The 21,790-nt window shown below is 59.3% G+C and carries 22 protein-coding genes; all 22 read left to right on the forward strand.

Features of this window, described 5'->3' with window-relative positions:
* Positions 1 to 12 precede the first annotated feature (12 nt).
* The 22 genes from fliH to BLR16_RS19470 all read left to right on the forward strand — a co-directional run bounded on the left by fliH (position 13) and on the right by BLR16_RS19470 (position 21,768).
* Positions 13 to 831 (forward strand): flagellar assembly protein FliH, encoded by an 819-nt coding sequence (gene fliH, locus BLR16_RS19360; protein WP_044309029.1) that lies wholly within the window; start codon positions 13 to 15, stop codon positions 829 to 831.
* Entirely contained in the window at positions 821 to 2,179 is a 1,359-nt protein-coding gene (fliI, locus tag BLR16_RS19365) for a flagellar protein export ATPase FliI (RefSeq protein WP_003370128.1), read from the forward strand. Before fliH ends, fliI begins: the two co-directional genes overlap by 11 nt.
* Before the next feature lie 6 nt (positions 2,180 to 2,185).
* A complete protein-coding gene (fliJ, locus tag BLR16_RS19370; protein ID WP_002554288.1) occupies positions 2,186 to 2,635 on the forward strand; it encodes a flagellar export protein FliJ in 450 nt (149 codons plus the stop codon).
* Positions 2,636 to 2,718: 83 nt separating this feature from the next.
* A complete protein-coding gene (locus BLR16_RS19375; RefSeq protein ID WP_003370131.1) occupies positions 2,719 to 3,066 on the forward strand; it encodes an STAS domain-containing protein in 348 nt (115 codons plus the stop codon).
* A complete protein-coding gene (locus BLR16_RS19380; protein ID WP_003370133.1) occupies positions 3,026 to 4,732 on the forward strand; it encodes a fused response regulator/phosphatase in 1,707 nt (568 codons plus the stop codon). The genes BLR16_RS19375 and BLR16_RS19380 overlap by 41 nt, the downstream gene beginning before the upstream one ends.
* A 34-nt stretch (positions 4,733 to 4,766) precedes the next feature.
* Positions 4,767 to 5,123, forward strand: coding sequence for an Hpt domain-containing protein (locus BLR16_RS19385; RefSeq protein ID WP_003370135.1), 357 nt, complete (start codon positions 4,767 to 4,769; stop codon positions 5,121 to 5,123).
* A gap of 108 nt (positions 5,124 to 5,231) precedes the next feature.
* Positions 5,232 to 6,635 (forward strand): flagellar hook-length control protein FliK, encoded by a 1,404-nt coding sequence (locus BLR16_RS19390; protein ID WP_074808705.1) that lies wholly within the window; start codon positions 5,232 to 5,234, stop codon positions 6,633 to 6,635.
* A gap of 548 nt (positions 6,636 to 7,183) precedes the next feature.
* Positions 7,184 to 7,696 carry a flagellar basal body-associated protein FliL gene (gene fliL / locus BLR16_RS19400; RefSeq protein ID WP_003370139.1) on the forward strand — a complete coding sequence of 171 codons (513 nt, stop codon included), beginning with the start codon at positions 7,184 to 7,186 and terminating at the stop codon, positions 7,694 to 7,696.
* Between the two features lie 9 nt (positions 7,697 to 7,705).
* Positions 7,706 to 8,674, forward strand: a complete 969-nt coding sequence (fliM, locus tag BLR16_RS19405; protein WP_003412410.1) for a flagellar motor switch protein FliM — start codon at positions 7,706 to 7,708, stop codon at positions 8,672 to 8,674.
* A gap of 61 nt (positions 8,675 to 8,735) precedes the next feature.
* A complete protein-coding gene (gene fliN, locus BLR16_RS19410; protein WP_003370145.1) occupies positions 8,736 to 9,194 on the forward strand; it encodes a flagellar motor switch protein FliN in 459 nt (152 codons plus the stop codon).
* Entirely contained in the window at positions 9,195 to 9,635 is a 441-nt protein-coding gene (fliO, locus tag BLR16_RS19415) for a flagellar biosynthetic protein FliO (protein ID WP_003436111.1), read from the forward strand.
* Positions 9,635 to 10,387: a flagellar type III secretion system pore protein FliP gene (gene fliP / locus BLR16_RS19420; protein WP_003370151.1), complete on the forward strand. Its 753-nt coding sequence runs from the start codon at positions 9,635 to 9,637 to the stop codon at positions 10,385 to 10,387. Before fliO ends, fliP begins: the two co-directional genes overlap by 1 nt.
* Positions 10,388 to 10,412: 25 nt before the next feature.
* Positions 10,413 to 10,682, forward strand: coding sequence for a flagellar biosynthetic protein FliQ (locus tag BLR16_RS19425; RefSeq protein ID WP_002554277.1), 270 nt, complete (start codon positions 10,413 to 10,415; stop codon positions 10,680 to 10,682).
* A 6-nt stretch (positions 10,683 to 10,688) separates the two neighbouring features.
* On the forward strand, positions 10,689 to 11,474 hold the full coding sequence (gene fliR, locus BLR16_RS19430) for a flagellar biosynthetic protein FliR (protein WP_032609911.1): 786 nt from the start codon (positions 10,689 to 10,691) through the stop codon (positions 11,472 to 11,474).
* Entirely contained in the window at positions 11,475 to 12,611 is a 1,137-nt protein-coding gene (gene flhB / locus BLR16_RS19435; RefSeq protein WP_046719191.1) for a flagellar biosynthesis protein FlhB, read from the forward strand.
* 249 nt (positions 12,612 to 12,860) lie between these two features.
* Complete coding sequence (flhA, locus tag BLR16_RS19440) at positions 12,861 to 14,990, forward strand: flagellar biosynthesis protein FlhA (protein ID WP_003436113.1); 2,130 nt, start codon at positions 12,861 to 12,863, stop codon at positions 14,988 to 14,990.
* An 11-nt stretch (positions 14,991 to 15,001) separates the two neighbouring features.
* The gene (gene flhF, locus BLR16_RS19445) at positions 15,002 to 16,330 is read left to right on the forward strand and encodes a flagellar biosynthesis GTPase FlhF (protein ID WP_003436114.1); all 1,329 of its coding nucleotides are present in this window, start codon (positions 15,002 to 15,004) and stop codon (positions 16,328 to 16,330) included.
* A 115-nt stretch (positions 16,331 to 16,445) separates the two neighbouring features.
* Positions 16,446 to 17,279, forward strand: a complete 834-nt coding sequence (fleN, locus tag BLR16_RS19450) for a flagellar synthesis regulator FleN (protein ID WP_003412391.1) — start codon at positions 16,446 to 16,448, stop codon at positions 17,277 to 17,279.
* Positions 17,276 to 18,016 carry an RNA polymerase sigma factor FliA gene (fliA, locus tag BLR16_RS19455; protein ID WP_002554271.1) on the forward strand — a complete coding sequence of 247 codons (741 nt, stop codon included), beginning with the start codon at positions 17,276 to 17,278 and terminating at the stop codon, positions 18,014 to 18,016. The genes fleN and fliA overlap by 4 nt, the downstream gene beginning before the upstream one ends.
* A gap of 256 nt (positions 18,017 to 18,272) precedes the next feature.
* The gene (locus BLR16_RS19460) at positions 18,273 to 18,647 is read left to right on the forward strand and encodes a chemotaxis response regulator CheY (RefSeq protein ID WP_161420660.1); all 375 of its coding nucleotides are present in this window, start codon (positions 18,273 to 18,275) and stop codon (positions 18,645 to 18,647) included.
* A gap of 19 nt (positions 18,648 to 18,666) precedes the next feature.
* Positions 18,667 to 19,452: a protein phosphatase CheZ gene (locus BLR16_RS19465; protein WP_003370183.1), complete on the forward strand. Its 786-nt coding sequence runs from the start codon at positions 18,667 to 18,669 to the stop codon at positions 19,450 to 19,452.
* 33 nt (positions 19,453 to 19,485) lie between these two features.
* On the forward strand, positions 19,486 to 21,768 hold the full coding sequence (locus tag BLR16_RS19470) for a chemotaxis protein CheA (protein WP_092194475.1): 2,283 nt from the start codon (positions 19,486 to 19,488) through the stop codon (positions 21,766 to 21,768).
* The last annotated feature ends 22 nt before the right edge of the window (positions 21,769 to 21,790 follow it).

Here is a 21,790-nt window from a genome sequence, read left to right on the forward strand (position 1 = left end):
TTCAGCCGACTCATGTCCAGTTCCAATAAAGAATCGGCCAGCGACCTCATTCGCGCCAAGGACGCCGGGTTACTCGACATCTGGGCGCTGCCCAGCTTCGATCCGCACGTTGAGCCAGAACCAGAACCGGAGCCCGAGCTGGTCGACGAACCGGCCGAGATGGAAGAAGTACCGCTGGAGGAAGTCCAGCCACTGACCCTGGAAGAGCTGGAAAGTATTCGCCAGGAGGCCTGGAACGAAGGCTTCGCCACCGGTGAAAAGGAAGGTTTTCACAGTACTCAGCTAAAAGTGCGTCAGGAAGCGGAGGTCGTTCTTGCGGCAAAAGTCGCCAGCCTGGAACAGCTGATGGGTAACCTGCTGACACCCATCGCCGAGCAGGATACTCAGATCGAAAAGGCCGTCATTCTTCTGGTCGAGCACATCGCGCGTCAGGTTATCCAGCGTGAACTGGTCACAGATTCTGCGCAGATTGCCAGCGTCCTACGCGATGCCCTCAAGCTATTACCGATGGGCGCGCAGAATGTGCGAATTTTCATAAATCCTCAGGACTTTCTGCTGGTCAAGGCCATGCGCGAACGTCATGAGGAGTCGTGGAAGATCGTCGAAGACGAAGACTTGCTGCCGGGCGGTTGCCGTATCGAAACCGAGCATAGCCGCATCGATGCCAGCGTCGAAACACGCATCGCCCTGGCAATTTCCAAGATGCACGACCAGTTGCATGAACAGGTAACCCATCCTGCGGCAGCCGATCTGAGCGTCGATCTGGATGCCTCGCCAGGCAATGCAGCCAATGTTGACGAATCCGACGCGGATACCCTCGATGCGCCTTGAACGCACCAGTTTCGCCAAGCGCCTCGGTTCCTATGCCGAGTCGATCAGTTTGCCTGCCCAACCCGTAGTGGAAGGCCGCCTGCTGCGCATGGTAGGCCTGACGCTTGAGGCTGAGGGGCTGCGTGCGGCAATGGGTAGCCGCTGTGTGGTCATCAATGACGACAGCCATCATCCGGTTGAAGTCGAAGCCGAAGTGATGGGTTTTTCCGGTAGCAAGGTGTTTCTGATGCCGGTCGGCAGCGTGGCGGGCATCGCGCCTGGCGCGCGGGTCGTGCCGCTGGCCGACACCGGTCGCCTGCCGATGGGCATGAGCATGCTGGGCCGGGTGCTTGATGGTGCCGGTCGCCCGCTGGATGGTCGCTCGCCGATCAAGGCCGAAGACTGGGTGCCGATGGATGGCCCGACCATCAACCCGCTCAAGCGCGACCCCATCAGCCAGCCACTGGATGTCGGCATTCGCTGCATCAACGGTTTATTGACGGTTGGCCGCGGTCAGCGTCTCGGGCTGTTTGCCGGTACGGGCGTGGGCAAGAGTGTGCTGCTCGGCATGATGACGCGCTTCACCGAGGCGGACATTATCGTCGTCGGCCTGATCGGTGAGCGGGGCCGTGAGGTCAAGGAGTTCATCGAGCACATTCTCGGCGAAGAGGGCCTGAAACGTTCGGTGGTGGTCGCCTCGCCAGCCGATGACGCGCCTCTGATGCGCTTGCGAGCAGCGATGTATTGCACGCGAATCGCCGAATACTTTCGTGACAAGGGCAAGAATGTCCTGTTGCTGATGGACTCCCTGACCCGTTTTGCTCAGGCTCAGCGGGAAATCGCACTGGCCATTGGCGAGCCGCCGGCCACCAAGGGCTATCCGCCTTCGGTGTTCGCCCGTTTGCCCAAACTGGTAGAACGCGCCGGCAATGCCGAGGCGGGTGGTGGTTCGATCACCGCGTTTTACACGGTGCTGTCGGAGGGTGATGACCAGCAGGACCCGATTGCCGACTCGGCGCGTGGCGTACTCGACGGTCACATCGTGTTGTCCCGGCGCCTGGCCGAAGAGGGGCATTACCCGGCCATCGACATCGAAGCGTCCATCAGCCGGGTCATGCCCGCCGTGGTCAGCCCCGAGCACATGGCGCGTGCGCAGCATTTCAAACAGTTGTGGTCACGCTATCAGCAGACTCGCGACCTCATCAGCGTGGGGGCCTATGTAGCAGGCGGCGATCGCGAAACGGACATGGCCATTGCGCTGCATCCGGTACTGGTGCGCTACCAGCGTCAGGGCCTGCGTGACAACGAAAGCATACAAGGCAGCAGCGAGGCGCTGGCGTCGATCTTCGCACCAGCGCCTGGCGGCTGATAATCCATGGCCCAGAGTCGAGCGGCGCGTCTGGCGCCAGTGGTCGAGATGGCAGAAGCTGCCGAGCGAACCGCCGCCCAGCGCCTTGGGCACTTCCAGGGGCAGGTCAACCTTGCCAACAACAAGCTGCAGGAGCTTGACCAGTTTCGCCAGGATTATCAGCAGCAATGGTTGCAGCGCGGCAGTGCCGGGGTTTCCGGGCAATGGCTGCTGGGTTATCAGCGCTTTCTCAGTCAGCTCGATGTCGCCGTTGCCCAGCAATACAAAAGTCTCGAATGGCACAAAGCCAATCTGGATCGGGCGCGCAGCGCCTGGCAGGATTGCTACGCGCGGGTAGAGGGCTTGCGCAAGCTGGTGCAGCGCTACATGGACGAGGCGCGCAGGCTGGAGGACAAGCGCGAGCAGAAACTGCTCGACGAGTTATCGCAGCGCCTGCCGCGCCATGAACAATTCTGACGTTTGACTCAATCAGACCGCAGTGATCTCTCTGGCTGGTCTACGCTATCAATGTCTCGGTGATGAAACACCTCGAGGTTCCCATGACTGTCACTTCCGAACGTTCTGCCGATGGCCAGACGCTGACCCTTTTTATCGAAGGACGCTTCGATTTCAATTCCCATCAGGCGTTTCGCGCTGCCTATGAGGACTATCCGCAGTCGCTGAATTACGTGGTCGACCTGCGCGGTACTCATTACCTGGACAGCTCTGCGCTGGGGATGCTGTTACTGCTGCGCGATCACGCCGGGGGTGACAAGGCATTGGTGCGCCTGGTCAACTGCACGCCCGATGTGCTGAAGATTCTGGCCATTTCCAATTTCTCGAAGCTGTTCGAATTGAGCATACCCAGTGCAACCAGCCCTGAAAAAACTGTGCATTCTGATCGCTGACGACAGCGCCAGTGACCGGCTTCTGCTTTCAACTATCGTAGCGCGGCAGGGGCACCGGGTTCTTAGCGCTGCCAATGGTGTCGAAGCGGTCGCCATCTTCAAGGCTGAAAGCCCGCAGTTGATTCTGATGGACGCCATGATGCCGGTCATGGATGGCTTCGAAGCGGCGCGAAGGATCAAGGCATTGACCGGCGAATCGCTGGTGCCGATCATCTTCCTGACCTCGCTCACCGAAGGCGAAGCGCTTGCACGTTGCCTGGACGCCGGTGGCGACGATTTCATGTCCAAGCCTTACAACCCGCTGGTACTGGCCGCCAAGCTCAACGCCATGAACCGTCTGCGGGTATTGCACGAAACTGTCCGCCAGCAGCGTGACCAGATCGCCAGGCACCATGAGTATCTGCTCAATGAGCAGCGTGTCGCCAAGGCGGTGTTCGATCAGATCGCCCACGCCGGTTGCCTGGGGGCGAGCAATATCCGCTACCTGCAGTCCCCCTACGCACTGTTCAACGGCGACCTGATGCTGGCCGCCTACACACCCGCCGGGCACATGCAGGTGCTGCTCGGGGATTTCACCGGACATGGCTTGCCGGCTGCGGTGGGTGCGATGCCACTTGCAGAAGTGTTCTACGGCATGACCGCCAAGGGCTATGGCCTGGTTGAAATCCTCCGTGAAATGAACGCCAAGCTCAAACGCATCCTCCCGGTCGATATGTTTTGTTGTGCGACGCTGCTGTGTATCAATCTGCCGCAGCGGCAGGTCGAGGTCTGGAGCGGTGGCCTGCCCGACGGCTACCTGTTGCGCGGCGCGCAGGGCGAGCATGTGCCGCTGGCCTCGAATCATCTGCCATTGGGCGTATTGAGCGTCGATGCCTTCGACGCGCGCACCGACGTGTATCCGTTGGCGCCGGGTGACCGCATATTTCTGCTGTCCGACGGCGTGCTTGATACCAGTAACAGTCAGGAAGAGCTGTTCGGCGCGCAACGTCTGCGACAGGTTCTGTCTGCCAATCGCGAGCCGCACTTGCTGATCGAGGAGATCCTCGTGGCGCTCAACGAGTTTGGCGGCAAGGCGCGTGACGATGTCAGCCTGTTGGAGGTCAGCGCTGTCGAGGCGCCGCTGGAAAATTTGCCTGTCATGATGTATTCGGACAGCGGCGCCTCCAGCCCGCTGGACTGGTCGGCCAGTTTCGAGTTTCGTGCCTCGACGCTCAAGCGTTTCAACCCTCTGCCTTATGTCCTGCAATTGCTGCTGGAGGTACATGGCCTGCGTGATCAGGGTGCCGCACTGCACATGGTGCTCGGCGAGCTGTACAGCAATGCGCTGGAGCACGGTGTGCTAGGGTTGGATTCGGCGCTCAAGCATGATGCAACGGGGTTCGCGCTCTATTATCAGCAGCGGGCAGAGCGTCTTGACAGGCTGCAGTCAGGCTTCATCCGGGTGAGCCTGCAGGTCGAAGCGGTCGAGCAGGGCGGTCGGCTGACCCTCAGTGTCGAGGACAGCGGCCAGGGTTTCGATGTGGAAAAGACCCGGACGCTGACGCCTGCCAGCAATGAACTGTATGGTCGCGGGCTGCATCTGGTCTGTGAATTGAGTCGCGAGGCCAGGTGGTCCAGGGATGGCAGGACCGCCTGCGTGGAATTTTGCTGGGAGGGAGTGGCATAATCCCCGCCTGGAGTCTTGATCAAGGAGTGAACAAGTGTCGATTCATCTGGATTACAGCGTTTTGACTGCCTTGCAGGAGGTCATGGAGGACGAATATCCAACCTTGCTGGATGTTTTTCTCAAGGATTCCGAGCAGCGTATCGCGCAGTTGCGTCTGGCTGTCGGGTCGCGCAATCCTGATTTCCAGGAACTGAGCCTTAATGCTCACAGTTTCAAGGGCAGCAGCAGCAACATGGGCGCCTTGCAGCTTTCCGAGCTATGTCGCCAGCTCGAGGAGCAAGCCCGCCAGCAGCAGTTCGCAGGTCTGGCAGAATTGATTGGCACAATCGACAGTGAATACATGACGATTCGCGGGTTGTTCAATTCCGAGCGGCAGCTGTTCGTCAGCTGAGCCCTGAAGTCTCCCTCGATTCCCGTTATGGAGATCATTTAAAAATTGGCCCGCATATTGCTAGCTACTCTGGTAAGGCGATAACCAGCAGCTGATGCGGAGACCGAAATGCCCCTTGCTACCAATGCGCTTCTTCAGGCCACAACCCCTGTGACCGCCAGGTCCGGTGTGGCCAATAATGCGGTCAAGTCTGCTGACAGCAGCAAGGACGGGGCCTCCAGCTTTTCCAATGTCTATGCAAAGCAGGCGAAAGACACCGTCCCTGCGCGTGACGATGCGCCCGTAAAACCAGCTCGCGACAAGACCGCGCCTGACAAGGACAAGGTTGCCGCTGGCAAGGACAAGCCTGCAAGCGATCAGACGAATGCCGCCGACAAGTCGAGCGTTGCCGATAGCGGCAATGATTTGCCAGCCAAGTCGGCAAGTGCGGACGATGACGCGGCGCATTCCGACTCGAAGCAGGACGATGCGCAGGCCTCTGCCGATCCGGCGCTGACTGAGGGCCAGGCGGTCGTCGATCCGGCCCTTGACCCGGCATTGCAGGCAATGGCCGCACAGGCTCCCGCGGCGCCTGTAGCCAAGGCGCCACCAAGTGCGGAAGTTGTCACCGCACCAGTGGTCTCGGCGCTCACCACCACTCAGGCGGCACCGCCAGTCGTGGCCGAAGACGCCTTCAATCCCGACGCCGATCCTCTGGACGGTCTGGATGCCGTGCAGTTGGCGCTGGAAAACGCCACTGCCAAGACTCAACTGGCTGCGCAGAACGCTCAGGCTGCCAACAAGGCGACGCCGAGCAACGCTGAAGCTGACCCCAATCAGAATATCGTCAATAACCTGTCGGTCCTGAGCGAGCAACTTCCCTCCGAAGGCAGCAGCACTGAAAGCAGTGACAAGTCGTTCAGCGGTTTGATCGGTGAGGGTCTGAAGGATGTCAAAGGCGCCGCCGGCGACACGCGCGTCGACAACTTTGCCGATCGCCTCGCTGCGCTCAGTCAGGCCGCGCAACCGGCACGCGCAGCGGCAGCACCTGCCGCGCCCTTGATGAACCAGCCGTTGGCCATGCATCAAAGCGGCTGGACCGAAGGCATCGTCGACCGCGTCATGTACCTGTCGAGCCAGAATCTCAAGACCGCCGATATCAAGCTGGAACCTGCCGAACTCGGTCGTCTCGATATTCGTATCAACATGGCGCCTGAGCAGCAGACCCAGGTGACCTTCATGAGCGCCCATATGGGTGTACGTGATGCACTGGAAAGCCAGATGTCGAAGTTGCGTGAGTCGTTCGTGCAGCAGGGGCTTGGCAACGTCGACGTCAATGTTTCCGACCAGTCGCAACAGCAGGCCCAGCAACAGGCTCAGGAGCAGGCCAGCCGTGCCCAGCGCAGCGGTCGTGGCGGTGGCATGAGTTCCAGCGATACCTCCGATGAAATCGCAGGCGTCGATGCAGCCATTCCGGTCAGCCAGCCAGCGGCACGTGTGATCGGCACCAGTGAGATCGATTATTACGCGTGAGGCTCTTGAGTTGCATGGCAGCCGCGACGCGATGTCATGCATTGCATGAACTTGATGGCGCAGAAATGCTTTTTTAACGCGATGGCACAGACGACCCAAATTGCGACGTAAGTGACAGGGCGAAGTCGGGCCGGAAACGGAGTTGCGGGTTTTGCCTACTTTGGCCCCATCAAAGTAGGTCGCCGAGGGGCGAAAAGGTGACTTGAGTCGAACCTCAATCCACCTGAGAACGAAAAACCATTGTGTGACGCGGAGCGTCACGAACTGCATTTCCACGCGGAGCGTGGGGACGATAGTCGTGGCAGCCGCGACACGACGTCATGAACTGCATTCCCACGCGGAGCGTGAGGAACGATAGTCATTAGCTCCCGAACTTTGCCTTTAGTCAAACTGCCCTAAAGTACTTTCACAAGAATCACGATCCCTCCGCGCCCAGGCGCGTAACCGTTTGTGTCCAATACATCTCCGCCTCGTACAACTCTGGCATAACACTTGCTCTGCCTCTGTCACGTATTGAAGAACCTCTTGAATAGTGACGGATTATTGGCATGGCGCAGAGCGAAGAAGTTAAAGACCCCGCGACCACAGGCAAAGGTAAAGGCAAACTCAAGCTCATTATCATCGCCGTCGTGGCGCTGCTGCTGGCCGTAGGCTTGTCGGTGGGCGCGACCTGGTTCCTCATGCACAAGAGCGAAAGCAAGGAAGATCCAGCGGCGGCCGCAGCGGCAGCCAACGTCAAGCCAGTGGCGGTGTTCGAACCGATGACCCCGGCCTTTGTGGTCAACTTCAACGCCAATGGCCGCCAACGCTATATGCAGGTGAGCATCACCATGCTGGGCCGTAACGCCGCCGACATGGAAGCGCTGAAGGTCCACATGCCATTGATCCGCAACAATCTGGTCATGCTGTTTGCAGCCATTCCCTTCGAATCGCTGGCTTCGCCGATCGGCCAGGAAATGCTGCGTCAGAAAGCGACCGCCAGCATTCAGGAAGTCGCGCAGAAAGAACTCGGCAAGACTGTGATCGAACAGCTGCTCTTCACTAACTTCGTATTGCAGTAGGACTCTCACATGGCCGTGCAAGACCTGCTCTCCCAGGACGAGATCGATGCGCTGCTGCATGGCGTCGACGATGGGATGGTCCAGACTGACAACAACAGCGAACCTGGCAGTGTCAAAAGTTACGACCTGACCAGCCAGGACCGGATCGTCCGCGGACGCATGCCGACGCTGGAAATGATCAACGAGCGCTTCGCCCGCTACACACGTATCAGCATGTTCAACCTGCTGCGCCGCTCGGCTGACGTGGCGGTGGGCGGTGTTCAGGTCATGAAATTCGGTGAGTACGTGCATTCCCTGTACGTGCCGACCAGCCTCAATCTGGCCAAGATCAAGCCGCTGCGTGGCACCGCGCTGTTCATTCTCGACGCCAAGCTGGTGTTCAAGTTGGTGGATAACTTTTTCGGCGGTGACGGTCGTCACGCCAAGATCGAAGGCCGAGAGTTCACGCCAACCGAACTGCGTGTCGTGCGCATGGTGCTGGATCAGGCGTTTGTCGACCTCAAGGAGGCCTGGCAGGCGATCATGGAAGTCAATTTCGAGTACATCAACTCGGAAGTGAACCCGGCCATGGCCAACATCGTCGGGCCGAGCGAGGCTGTAGTGATCTCCACCTTCCACATCGAACTCGATGGCGGTGGCGGCGATCTGCACGTGACCATGCCGTACTCGATGATCGAGCCGATCCGCGAAATGCTCGATGCCGGTTTCCAGTCTGATCTGGACGACCAGGACGAGCGCTGGGTCAACGCGCTCAAGGAAGACGTGCTGGACGTCAACGTTCCGCTCACCACGACCATCGCCCAGCGCCAGTTGCCATTGCGGGACATCCTGCACATGCGCCCTGGTGATGTGATCCCTGTGGAACTGGGCGATTCGCTGGTCTTGCGTGCCAATGGCGTACCTTCGTTCAAGGTCAAGCTTGGCTCGCACAAGGGCAAGATGGCCCTGCAAGTAATCGAACCCATAGCGCGACGCTGACCAGTCTGGTCAACGTCGGAAATTGTTGCGTAACTGAAATACTGCGTGCAGAGGACAACCGATGGCTGATGAAAACGATACGATGTCTGCTGAAGATCAGGCATTGGCGGATGAGTGGGCTGCTGCATTGGGCGAAGCTGGCGACAGCCAGGCTGATATCGATGCGCTGCTGGCTGCGGATGCCGGAAATTCGGGTAGCCGGATGGCGATGGAAGAGTTTGGCAGCGTGCCGAAAAGCACCGGTCCGGTTTCTCTGGATGGTCCCAACCTGGATGTGATTCTCGACATTCCGGTGTCGATCTCCATGGAAGTGGGCAGTACCGACATCAACATCCGCAACCTGCTGCAGCTCAACCAGGGCTCGGTGATCGAACTGGATCGTCTGGCAGGCGAACCCCTTGATGTGCTGGTCAACGGCACACTGATCGCGCATGGCGAGGTGGTGGTGGTCAATGAAAAGTTCGGCATCCGTCTGACCGACGTGATCAGCCCGAGCGAACGCATCAAGAAGCTGCGCTAAGTGAGGCGCTGGCTGAGTGTTCTGCTGACCCTGCCATCGCTGGCCTGGGCCGCCGAACCCGCCGTTCAGGCGGCGCCTGCACAAGTGGCCAATACGGTCTCCGGCGGTATGGGCGGGCAGGTGGTGCAACTGCTGTTCGGTCTGATCCTGGTGATTGGCCTGATTTTCGTACTCGCGTGGCTGATGCGCCGGGTGCAGCGCGTCGGGCCGAACAGCAATCAGGTGATCGAGCTGGTGAGCTCGCGCGCGCTGGGGCCGCGTGATCGGCTGGTGCTGGTGCAGATCGGCAATGAACAAGTGCTGCTGGGCATTACGCCCGGGCGAATCACGCCTTTGCATGTGCTCAAGGAGCCCGTGCAGGTGCCGGTGCGCGAGCAGGCTACCCCTGAATTCGCTCAGCGCCTGATGGAGCTGATGGGCAAGGATAAGGACAAGAAGTAATGGGCGCCTTGCGTTTCCTGATACTGCTGTTGCTGGTGATGGTGACGCCCGCTGCGCTGGCGGCCGATCCGCTGTCGATCCAGGCGATCACGCTGTCCAATGGTGCCGATGGTCAGCAGGAGTATTCGGTCAGTCTGCAGATTCTGCTGATCATGACCGCGCTGAGCTTCATTCCGGCGTTCGTCATGTTGATGACCAGCTTCACGCGGATCATCATCGTCTTCTCGATTCTGCGTCAGGCCCTCGGCTTGCAGCAGACGCCGTCGAACCAGATCCTCACCGGCATGGCGTTGTTTCTGACCATGTTCATCATGGCGCCGGTATTCGACCGGGTGAATCAGGATGCCTTGCAGCCTTATCTGGCCGAGAAGCTTTCGGCGCAGGATGCGGTGGCCAAGGCGCAAGTGCCGATCAAGGACTTCATGCTGGCCCAGACGCGCACCAGCGACCTCGAGCTGTTCATGCGCCTGTCCAAGCGCACCGACATCCCGACCCCGGATGCCGCGCCGTTGACCATTCTGGTTCCGGCGTTCGTGATTTCGGAGCTCAAGACAGCGTTTCAGATCGGCTTCATGATCTTCATTCCATTTCTGATCATCGATCTGGTGGTGGCCAGTGTGCTGATGGCGATGGGTATGATGATGCTGTCGCCGCTGATCATTTCTCTGCCGTTCAAGATCATGCTGTTTGTGCTGGTGGACGGCTGGGCGCTGATTGTCGGCACCCTGGCCGGCAGTTTTGGTGGCGTATGAGCCGTTTCACTGAGGAGTCTGCCCGATGACGCCGGAAGTAGCCGTCGATCTGTTCCGCGAGGCCCTGTGGCTGACCACTGTGCTGGTTGCGATTCTTGTTGTGCCAAGCCTGTTGTGCGGTCTGCTGGTGGCAATGTTTCAGGCGGCCACGCAGATCAACGAACAGACCCTGAGCTTCCTGCCGCGCCTGCTGGTGATGCTCGTCACCCTCATCGTCATCGGCCCGTGGCTGTTGAAAATATTCATGGAATACATGCTGTCGTTGTACACCAGTATTCCGACCCTGATCGGCTAGCATCGCATGCAGCCGATGCTCGCGCTGACCGATACCCAGATCAGTACCTGGGTAGCCAGCTTCATGTTGCCGCTGTTTCGCATCATCGCGTTGCTGATGACCATGCCGATCATCGGCACCACGCTGGTCCCGCGTCGGGTGCGCATGTACCTCGCCGTGGCGATCACCGTGGTTGTCGCGCCTGCGCTGCCAGCCATGCCGCCCGTGCAGGCGCTCGACCTGAGCGCGCTATTGCTGATCGGCGAACAGATCATCATCGGCGCCGGGATGGGCCTGTCGCTGCAGTTGTTCTTCCATATCTTTGTGGTCGCCGGGCAGATCATCTCGACGCAGATGGGGATGGGCTTTGCCTCGATGGTCGACCCTACCAACGGTGTCTCCTCCGCCACCATTGGCCAGTTCTTCACGATGCTGGTCACCCTGTTGTTCCTGGCCATGAACGGTCATCTGGTGGTGCTGGAAATCCTCGTCGAGAGCTTTACCACGATGCCGGTCGGCAGTGGTTTGCTGGTCAATAACTTCTGGGAACTGGCCAACGGGCTGGGCTGGGTACTGGCTTCGGGTCTGCGGCTGGTGTTGCCTGCGATTACCGCGCTGCTGATCATTAACATCGCTTTTGGCGTCATGACCCGTGCCGCGCCGCAGCTCAACATCTTTTCCATCGGTTTCCCGCTCACGCTGGTGTTGGGCATGGTCATTCTGTGGATGACCATGGGCGACATTCTCAATCAGTATCAACCGATCGCTACGCAGGCCTTGCAGGCGTTGCGCGACATGGTGAGGGCTCGTTGAATGGCAGAAAACGAGAATGGCCAGGACAAGACAGAAGACCCCACGGAAAAAAAGGTCAAGGACTCACGGGCTGACGGCCAGATCGCTCGCTCCAAGGAACTGACCACGCTGGTGGTGATGCTGATGGGGGCGGGCGGGCTGTTGATGTTCGGCTCCGATATCGCCCTGATGATGTCCGAGCTGATGCGTGACAACTTCACGATATCCCGCGAAACCCTGATGGATCAGTCCTACATGGGCAAGGCGCTGCTCAGTTCCGGGATGCACGCGCTGGTCGTGGTTCTGCCATTTCTGATCGCCATGCTGGTTGCCGCACTGGTGGGGCCGATCATGCTCGGCGGCTGGCTGTTCGCCACCAAATCATTGATGCCCAAGTTCAGCCGCATGAATCCGGCAGCAGGGCTCAAACGCATGTTTTCGCCGCATGCGCTGGTCGAATTGCTCAAGTCTTTCGGCAAATTCCTGATCACTCTGGCGGTTGCGCTGGTGGTCCTGAACAATGAGCGCAAGGACCTGGTCGCGATTGCCCACGAGCCGCTTGAGCAGGCCATGATTCACAGCCTGATGGTGGTGGGCTGGAGCAGTTTCTGGATGGCATGTGGCCTGATATTCATCGCGGCGGCGGACGTGCCGTTCGTGTTGTATGAGGCGCACAAGAAGCTGCTGATGACCAAGCAGGAGGTGCGCGACGAGCACAAGAACAGCGAGGGCAGCCCGGAGGTCAAGCAACGTATTCGCCAGTTGCAGCGTGAAATGTCCCAGCGACGCATGATGGCCTCCGTCCCTGAGGCTGACGTGATCATTACCAACCCGACACACTTCGCCGTCGCCCTCAAATACGATCCCGAGCAGGGCGGGGCACCGATGTTGCTGGCCAAGGGTACTGATCTGGTGGCGCTGAAAATTCGCGAAATCGGCGCGCATAACGAGATCCTGATTCTGGAATCTGCGGCACTGGCGCGTTCCATTTACTACAGCACCGAACTTGATCAGGAAATTCCCGCCGGCCTGTATCTGGCCGTCGCCCAGGTGCTGGCCTACGTCTATCAGATCCGCCAGTTCCGCGCCGGCCAGGGCAAGCGCCCCGACCCTCTGGGCGACATCAAAATCCCTCCCGACCTGCAGCGCGACGCGTAGTCCGGTCCCCTCTCGCGACGTTCGGGCATCAATCTGAAAGGCCCTGGTTTCAGACGCTCCGCGTCCGCTCTTGCACAGGCAAACGAGAAGATTTTTCTGACTGCGCTCAGCGCACTGGATTTACGTGATTTCTGTGTCTAAAGCCTTACCGCCACTGGCTTTGTAAAAGTTGGACAGCTTTTTGCAACAGGGTCGATACAGGGCGCCATCGGCGTCAATGTTTTGATCTAGTGCGCAGGTAACGAATCAGTGGATCGCTCTCAATTACTCAGTAGCGCACGCAGCAATATCACAGGCCTGGGCCGTGGTCAGTTGGGCGTTCCGTTGTTGTTGCTGGTCATGATGGCAATGATGATGTTGCCTATGCCGCCATTCCTGCTGGACGTGTTCTTCACGTTCAACATCGCACTGTCCATCGTCGTGCTGCTGGTGTGTGTGTACGCCCTGCGGCCGCTGGACTTCTCGGTATTTCCGACCATTCTGCTTGTCGCCACGTTGCTGCGTCTGGCGCTGAACGTCGCTTCCACTCGGGTGGTCATGCTTCACGGGCAGGACGGCCACGCCGCTGCGGGCAAGGTTATTCAGGCCTTCGGTGAAGTGGTGATCGGTGGTAACTATGTCGTTGGTATCGTGGTGTTCGCGATTCTGATGATCATTAACTTCGTGGTAATCACCAAGGGTGCCGGCCGTATTTCCGAGGTGAGCGCGCGCTTCACCCTCGACGCGATGCCCGGCAAACAGATGGCGATCGACGCCGACCTCAACGCCGGCCTCATCGATCAGCCGGAAGCCAAGCGCCGCCGTGCCGAAGTTGCCCAGGAAGCCGAGTTCTACGGTTCCATGGACGGTGCCAGTAAATTCGTGCGCGGCGATGCGATTGCCGGTCTGCTGATTCTGTTCATCAACCTGATTGGCGGCATGCTGGTCGGTATCCTGCAACACAACATGACCTTCGCCGACGCAGGCCGCGTTTACACCCTGCTGACCATCGGTGACGGTTTGGTGGCGCAATTGCCATCACTGCTGCTGTCCACCGCCGCCGCGATCATGGTGACCCGTGCTTCCGGTTCGGAAGAGATGGGCAAGCTCATCAATCGTCAGATGTTCGCTTCGCCCAAGGCGCTGGCGGTTTCCGCTGCGGTCATGATCGTGATGGGGCTGGTGCCGGGCATGCCGCACTTCTCCTTCATCAGCCTCGGCCTGGTGGCTGCAGGCGGCGCGTATCTGCTCTGGAAGAAAGAAAATCAGGTGAAAGTCGAGGCGCTGGCCGAAGTGCAGCGTCAACAGGACCTGCTGCCTTCGCCGACCCGCGTTCAGGACGCCAAGGAACTGGGTTGGGATGACGTGACGCCCATCGATATCATCGGCCTGGAAGTGGGTTACCGCCTGATTCCGCTGGTGGATCGCAACCAGGGCGGTCAGCTGCTGGCGCGTATCAAGGGCGTGCGCAAGAAGCTCTCGCAAGAGCTCGGCTTCCTGATGCCCACCGTGCACATTCGCGACAACCTCGATCTGGCGCCCAGTGCCTATCGTCTGACGCTGATGGGCGTGATTCTGGCCGAGGCCGAGATCTACCCGGATCGCGAACTGGCGATCAACCCCGGTCAAGTGTTCGGCACCCTGAACGGCATTACCGCCAGAGACCCGGCGTTTGGTCTGGAAGCCGTGTGGATCGAAATCAGCCAGCGCAGTCAGGCGCAGTCGCTGGGGTACACCGTCGTCGATGCCAGTACTGTAGTGGCAACCCACTTGAACCAGATTCTCTACAAGCATTCGCATGAGCTGATCGGCCACGAGGAAGTCCAGCAATTGATGCAGTTGCTGGCCAAAAGCTCGCCCAAGCTGGCTGAAGAGCTGGTGCCTGGCGTGCTGTCGCTGTCTTCGCTGCTCAATGTGCTGCAGGCGCTGCTGGCTGAACACGTACCTGTGCGGGACATTCGCAGCATTGCAGAGGCTATCGCCAACAACGCCGGGAAGAGTCAAGATACCGCCGCTTTGGTGGCCGCAGTGCGAGTGGGTCTGAGCCGCGCAATCGTCCAAAGCATTGTAGGCGTTGAGCCGGAGCTGCCTGTTATCACTCTGGAACCAAGGTTGGAACAGATATTGCTCAATAGTTTGCAGAAGGCTGGTCAGGGTCAGGAAGAAGGCGTTCTTCTTGAGCCAAGCATGGCTGAGAAGCTCCAGCGTTCGTTGATTGAGGCCGCCCAGCGTCAGGAGATGCAAGGGTTGCCGGTAATTCTTCTGGTAGCAGGGCCTGTCCGGGCGATGCTGTCACGATTTGGACGATTGGCTGTACCGAACATGCATGTTCTGGCGTATCAGGAAATTCCGGACAACAAGCAAGTAACCATCGTAGCGACTGTCGGGCCAAACGGCTGAGGTAGTGAGTCATGCAAGTTAAGCGATTTTTCGCCGCCGATATGCGTCAAGCCATGAAGCTGGTTCGCGATGAGCTGGGCGCTGAAGCGGCCATCATCGGTAACCGGCGCATTGCTGGTGGCGTAGAGCTGACTGCTGCTCTGGATTACAAGCTGTCCGCCCTGGCACCGCGTGTGCCGAACATGGAGCTGGAAGACGAGCTGCGCAAGACTCAGTCGCGCATCGTCTCCGCCCAGGCCGAATTGAACAACCGCAGCGACAGCGACGCATCGGTCAACCTGCAGCTGTTTTCCGGCAAGCCGGTCAACCCTGCCGATACGCACATCGAGCCGACACTCGAAGAGCCGCCGCGCCCATTCGCGTACGCACCGCCACAGGCCGCCGAGCCTGCCGTTGGCCAGCGCGCTTATGACTCGATGCGCTCCGAATTGAACGGCCTGCGCGAGCTGCTGGAAGTCCAGCTCGGCTCGCTGGCCTGGAACCAGTTGCAGGGCAGTCGTCCGCAGCAGGCCAATCTGTGGCGTCGCCTGCAACGTGTCGGCTTGTCCGGCCCGCTGTCACGCGATCTGCTGTCGATGATCCCGGAGATCGACGAGCCTCGTCAGGCCTGGCGCATGCTGCTGGCTCATCTGGCACGCATGATCGCCGTGCCGGAAGTCGAGCCGCTCGAAGAGGGCGGCGTGATTGCAATGGTCGGTCCTGCCGGCATGGGCAAGACCACCACCCTGGCCAAACTGGCAGCACGTTATGTGTTGAAGTACGGCCCGCAGAATATCGCACTGGTCAGCATGGACAGTTTCCGTATCGGCGCGCAGGAGCAGCTCAAGACCCTTGGGCGCATCCTCAACGTGCCGGTCACCCATGTCGATCCTGGCCAGTCTCTGGTTCAGGCGCTGGAACCGCTGCTGCGCAAGCGCGTGGTGCTGATTGACACCGCCGGGCTGCAGGCCAGTGATCCTGCGCTGCGCATGCAGCTGGAAAGCCTCGCGGGTCGCGGCATCAAGTCGCGCAACTATCTGGTGCTGGCAACCACCAGCCAGAAGCAGGTGCTGACAGCCGCGTATCACAGTTACAAGCGTTGTGGCCTGGCCGGATGCATTCTGACCAAGCTTGATGAAACAGCCAGCCTCGGTGAAGTCCTGAGCCTGGCGATCAGTCACGAATTACCTGTGGCCTATCTCACGGACGGACCACGCATTCCTGATGACCTGCATATTCCGCGTCGTCATCAGCTGGTAAGCCGCGCGGTGAGTGTGCAGATGCAGGATGAGCCTAGCGAGGAAGCAATGGCTGATATGTTTGCTGACCTCTATCACACCCCTGGCAAGAGAGTGGGTTAAGTGATGGATATTATTGGAATGTCCCTGCGTCAACGGTCTGCCATGCAGTGTTCATACGCGAACGTGCAGCCCTCGATGTGGTTTCGGTCTACGCAAGACAAGGTAAAGAAATAACATGGGCAGCATGCATCCCGTACAGGTTATCGCGGTGACCGGTGGCAAAGGTGGCGTCGGTAAGACTAACGTGTCAGTGAACCTTTCACTGGCCCTTGCCGAGCTTGGCCGTCGCGTCATGCTGCTGGACGCCGATCTGGGTCTGGCCAATGTCGACGTGCTGCTCGGGTTGACGCCCAAGCGCACGCTTGCCGATGTCATCGAGGGGCGTTGTGAGTTACGCGACGTGCTGTTGCAGGGGCCGGGCGGGGTTCGAATCGTACCCGCTGCTTCCGGCACCCAGAGCATGGTGCATCTGTCGCCCGCCCAGCATGCCGGCCTGATCCAGGCGTTCAGCGAGATTGGTGACAACCTCGATGTGCTGGTGATCGACACGGCCGCCGGTATCGGCGAGTCGGTGGTCAGCTTCGTGCGCGCCGCTCAGGAAGTGCTGCTGGTGGTGTGCGACGAGCCCACGTCGATCACCGATGCCTACGCCCTGATCAAACTGCTTAACCGCGATTACGGCATGAACCGCTTCCGGGTGCTGGCCAACATGGCACAGAGCCCGCAGGAAGGGCGCAACCTGTTCGCCAAGCTGACCAAAGTGACGGATCGTTTTCTCGATGTTGCGCTGCAGTATGTAGGTGCCGTGCCGTACGACGAGTGCGTACGCAAGGCGGTACAGAAACAGCGCGCCGTCTACGAAGCATTCCCGCGTTCCAAATGTGCACTGGCCTTCAAGGCCATTGCCCAGAAGGTTGATACCTGGCCGTTGCCAGCCAACCCGCGGGGTCATCTCGAGTTCTTCGTTGAGCGACTCGTTCACCAGACCAGTGCAGGGCCTGTGCAATGACTGCGAGCGGCTACCAGATGTACAGCAAGGCTTCCCGTAATTCACAATACGAGTTGATCGAGCGCTATGCGCCACTGGTCAAGCGTATCGCTTATCATCTGCTGGCGCGCTTGCCGGCCAGTGTGCAGGTCGAGGATCTGATCCAGGCCGGCATGATCGGCCTGCTTGAAGTCTCCACCAAGTATGATTCCACCAAGGGTGCGAGTTTCGAGACCTATGCCGGCATTCGCATCCGGGGTGCGATGCTCGATGAGGTGCGCAAGGGGGACTGGGCGCCACGCTCGGTACACCGTAATACGCGTATGGTCAGTGACGCAATTCGGGCAATTGAAGCTAAAACCGGCCGTGACGCTAAAGATCACGAGGTTGCGGCCGAACTCCAGTTGAGTCTCGATGATTACTACGGGATTTTGAATGACACCTTGGGCAGCCGCCTCTTCAGTTTCGACGACCTGCTGCAGGACGGCGATCATGAAGGGCTGCACGAGGATGGCGCAAGCGGATCGCTTGAGCCGTCGCGCGACCTGGAAGACGAGCGCTTCCAGGCTGCGTTGGCCGATGCAATTGCCAATCTGCCAGAGCGCGAGCGGCTGGTGTTGGCGCTGTACTACGACGAAGAGCTGAACCTCAAGGAAATCGGAGAGGTTCTCGGGGTCAGCGAATCGCGGGTCAGTCAGTTACACAGCCAGTGCGCAGCTCGTTTGCGAGGGCGTTTGGGGGAGTGGCGAGCGCGTTGACAGGCAATGTGCGGTCTATGGCCGCGCGTTGACTGCAAGCCGGCTGTGCAGAGCGTTACGTGGTAACGGGGTGGACCCGTCAGAAGCCTGTCAGGCATTGCCTCGATGGGCTTGTTTCTCAGGTCCTTGCCTGTTGTTGTGCCAAGCCCGTCGTCGTTTCGTACAGCCGGGGGTGTGCTGTGCCAGTATTGAGTGAACAGCGTGTTCAGGTGCTGAACGCGTTAAAGACTGCTTGGAGGTCGAATTGGACAAGAACATGAAAATCCTCATCGTTGATGACTTCTCAACGATGCGGCGGATCATCAAGAACCTTTTGCGTGATCTGGGGTTTACCAACACATCGGAAGCGGATGATGGTCTGACCGCATTGCCGATGCTGCAGAGCGGTGCCTTTGACTTTCTGGTGACGGACTGGAACATGCCTGGCATGTCCGGTATCGATCTGCTGCGCGAAGTCCGCAAGGACGAACGCCTCAAGAGCCTTCCCGTGCTGATGGTCACTGCCGAAGCCAAGCGTGAGCAGATCATTGAAGCTGCCCAGGCTGGGGTGAACGGTTATGTAGTCAAGCCATTCACTGCCCAAGCCCTGAAAGACAAGATCGACAAGATCTTTGAACGCGTCAATAGCTGATGCAAGCCGCGAGGGCGCTATGGATAACAATGATTCGATGGCCGACTTTGAGTCGACCTTAAAAAGACACGCGCAGGAACTTGTCACCAGCCTTGAAAAGGGTCGTTTCGGTGACGCTGTGCAACTGATCCACGAACTCAACCAGACACGCGACCGCGGCCTTTATCAGGAAGTGGGCAAGCTGACTCGTGAGCTGCACAGTGCAATCGTAAACTTTCACATCGATCCGCACATGCCTCAAGCCGAGGAAGTGTCGCAGATCACGGATGCTACCGAACGCCTGTCGTATGTGGTGAGGCTGACCGAGAATGCGGCCAACCGCACCATGGACCTGGTGGAAGAGAGTACGCCGGTCATGAACGGCCTGAGTTCCGACGCCAAGGCGTTGAGCGATGACTGGGGGCGTTTCATGCGCCGCGAAATCGGTGCCGAAGAGTTCCGCGAGCTGGCCAAGCGGGTCGATGGTTTTCTGACGCGTACCGAGAAGGAAACCCATCAGGTTTCCGCGCATCTCAACGACATTCTGCTCGCCCAGGATTACCAGGACCTTACCGGTCAGGTCATCAAGCGTGTGACGCAACTGGTGACCGAAGTCGAGAGCAATCTGCTCAAACTGGTGCTCATGGCCAGTCATGTCGATCGCTTCGCAGGCATCGAACATGACGAACAATCCATCCTCGATGAAAAAGATCCTAAAAAACATCTCACTCAGGGTGAAGGTCCGCAGATTCATGCCGATAAACGTGAAGACGTCGTATCCGGACAGGATGATGTAGACGATCTGCTATCGAGCCTCGGCTTCTAAGATCTGTAGACGGTTAATTTTAGGGAGCACCCCATGAGCTTCGGCGCCGATGAAGAAATCCTTCAGGATTTTCTGGTAGAGGCCGGCGAAATTCTGGAGCAGTTGTCAGAGCAATTGGTCGAGCTGGAAAGCCGACCGGATGATGCTGATCTGCTCAATGCAATTTTTCGCGGTTTTCACACTGTAAAAGGGGGCGCCGGCTTCCTCCAGCTCCATGAGCTGGTGGAGTGCTGCCACATCGCCGAAAACGTGTTCGACATCCTGCGCAAGGGTGAGCGTCGCGTTGATTCCGAACTGATGGACGTGGTCCTGGAAGCACTGGACACCGTCAACAGCATGTTCGGTCAGGTACGTGAACGGACTGACGTAACTCCGGCGACGCCAGAACTGCTGGCCGCGCTGTCGCGTCTGGCCGAGCCACAATCCGCCGACGAGGCCGCGGCTCCCGAGCCAGAGCCCGAGCCGGTGGTCGAAGTCCAGGCTGCTGCGGTTGCAGAGCCAGCGGCTGGCGACGAGATTACCGATGATGAATTCGAGCAACTGCTCGATTCGCTGCACGGCTCCAGCCCGGTGTCTGCAGCGCCTGCACAGGCGCCAGCAGCAGCGGCTGCGCCGGCGGGTGACGAAATCACCGATCAGGAATTTGAATCCCTGCTTGATCAGTTGCATGGCAAGGGCAAATTTGCGGCCGATGCTGCAACCGCTCCGGCCCCTGCACCTGTGGCGCAGGGCAGTGCAGCGCCTGCCGGTGACGAAATCACCGACGACGAATTCGAAGCGTTGCTCGATCAACTGCACGGCAAAGGTTCGTTTGACGCCGCGGTAGCGACGCCAGCAGCTGCTGCACCCGTAGCCGCTGCTGCCAAGGCGCCCGCTGCTGCGGCCGCGTCGGACGAAATCACCGATCACGAATTTGAAAACCTGCTCGACGAATTGCACGGCAAGGGCAAGTTCGAGCCTGAGGCGATTGTTGCCAAGGCATCTGCTCCGGCAGCCGCAGCCGCAGCGGCTGCTCCGCCACCGCCGCCACCTGCTGCCAAGCCTGCTCCGGCGTCTGCTGCGAAAGCAGAGCCGGCCAAACCTGCTTCGGCGCCAGCCCCTGCGCGCGCTCCTGCACCCAGCGGCGAAAAGCCGGTGGCGACAGAAGCCGAAACCACGGTTCGTGTCGATACCGCCCGACTGGACGAGATCATGAACATGGTCGGCGAGCTGGTGCTGGTGCGTAACCGCCTGGTACGCCTAGGTCTCAACAGCGGCGATGAAGCCATGTCCAAGGCGGTTTCCAACCTGGATGTGGTCACCGCCGATCTGCAGACTGCGGTGATGAAAACCCGCATGCAGCCGATCAAGAAAGTCTTCGGTCGCTTCCCGCGTCTGGTTCGCGACCTGGCTCGCCAGCTCAAGAAAGAGATCAACCTGGAGCTGGTCGGTGAAGAGACCGACCTCGACAAGAACCTCGTAGAGGCGCTCGCCGATCCGCTGGTCCACTTGGTGCGCAACGCTGTCGACCACGGTATCGAAACGCCGGAAGAGCGCGAAGCCACGGGCAAGTCCCGCGGCGGTCGTGTGATCCTTTCGGCGGAGCAGGAAGGCGACCATATCCTGCTGTCGATCTCCGATGACGGTAAGGGCATGGACCCTAACGTCCTGCGCTCCATTGCTGTGAAACGCGGCGTCATGGACAAGGATGCAGCCGATCGGTTGAGTGACACCGATTGCTACAACCTGATCTTCGCGCCGGGCTTCTCGACCAAGACCGAGATTTCCGATGTGTCGGGTCGCGGTGTGGGCATGGACGTGGTCAAGACCAAGATCTCCCAGCTCAATGGCTCGATTAATATCTATTCGACCAAGGGCCAGGGTTCGAAGATCGTCATCAAGGTGCCGTTGACCCTGGCGATCATGCCGACCCTGATGGTGATGCTGGGCAACCAGGCCTTCGCTTTCCCGCTGGTCAACGTCAACGAAATCTTCCACCTGAACCTGTCGACTACCAACGTGGTTGATGGCCAGGAAGTGGTGATCGTACGTGACAAGGCCTTGCCGCTGTTCTACCTCAAGCGCTGGCTGGTCAGTTCTGCGGCTCATGAGGAACAGCACGAAGGGCACGTAGTGATCCTGACGGTCGGCACTCAGCGCATCGGTTTTGTCGTCGATCAGCTGGTCGGTCAGGAAGAAGTGGTCATCAAACCGCTGGGCAAGATGCTGCAAGGTACGCCGGGCATGTCGGGCGCCACCATCACCGGTGACGGTCGCATTGCCCTGATTCTCGATGTACCGAGCATGCTCAAGCGTTACGCCGCACGGCGTATCTGAACCCGGGGTTGCGGGCAGCCTG

Origin of the sequence: Pseudomonas sp. BS3767 (assembly GCF_900099665.1) — a bacterium.
Classification (GTDB): Bacteria; Pseudomonadota; Gammaproteobacteria; order Pseudomonadales; family Pseudomonadaceae; genus Aquipseudomonas; species Aquipseudomonas cerasi.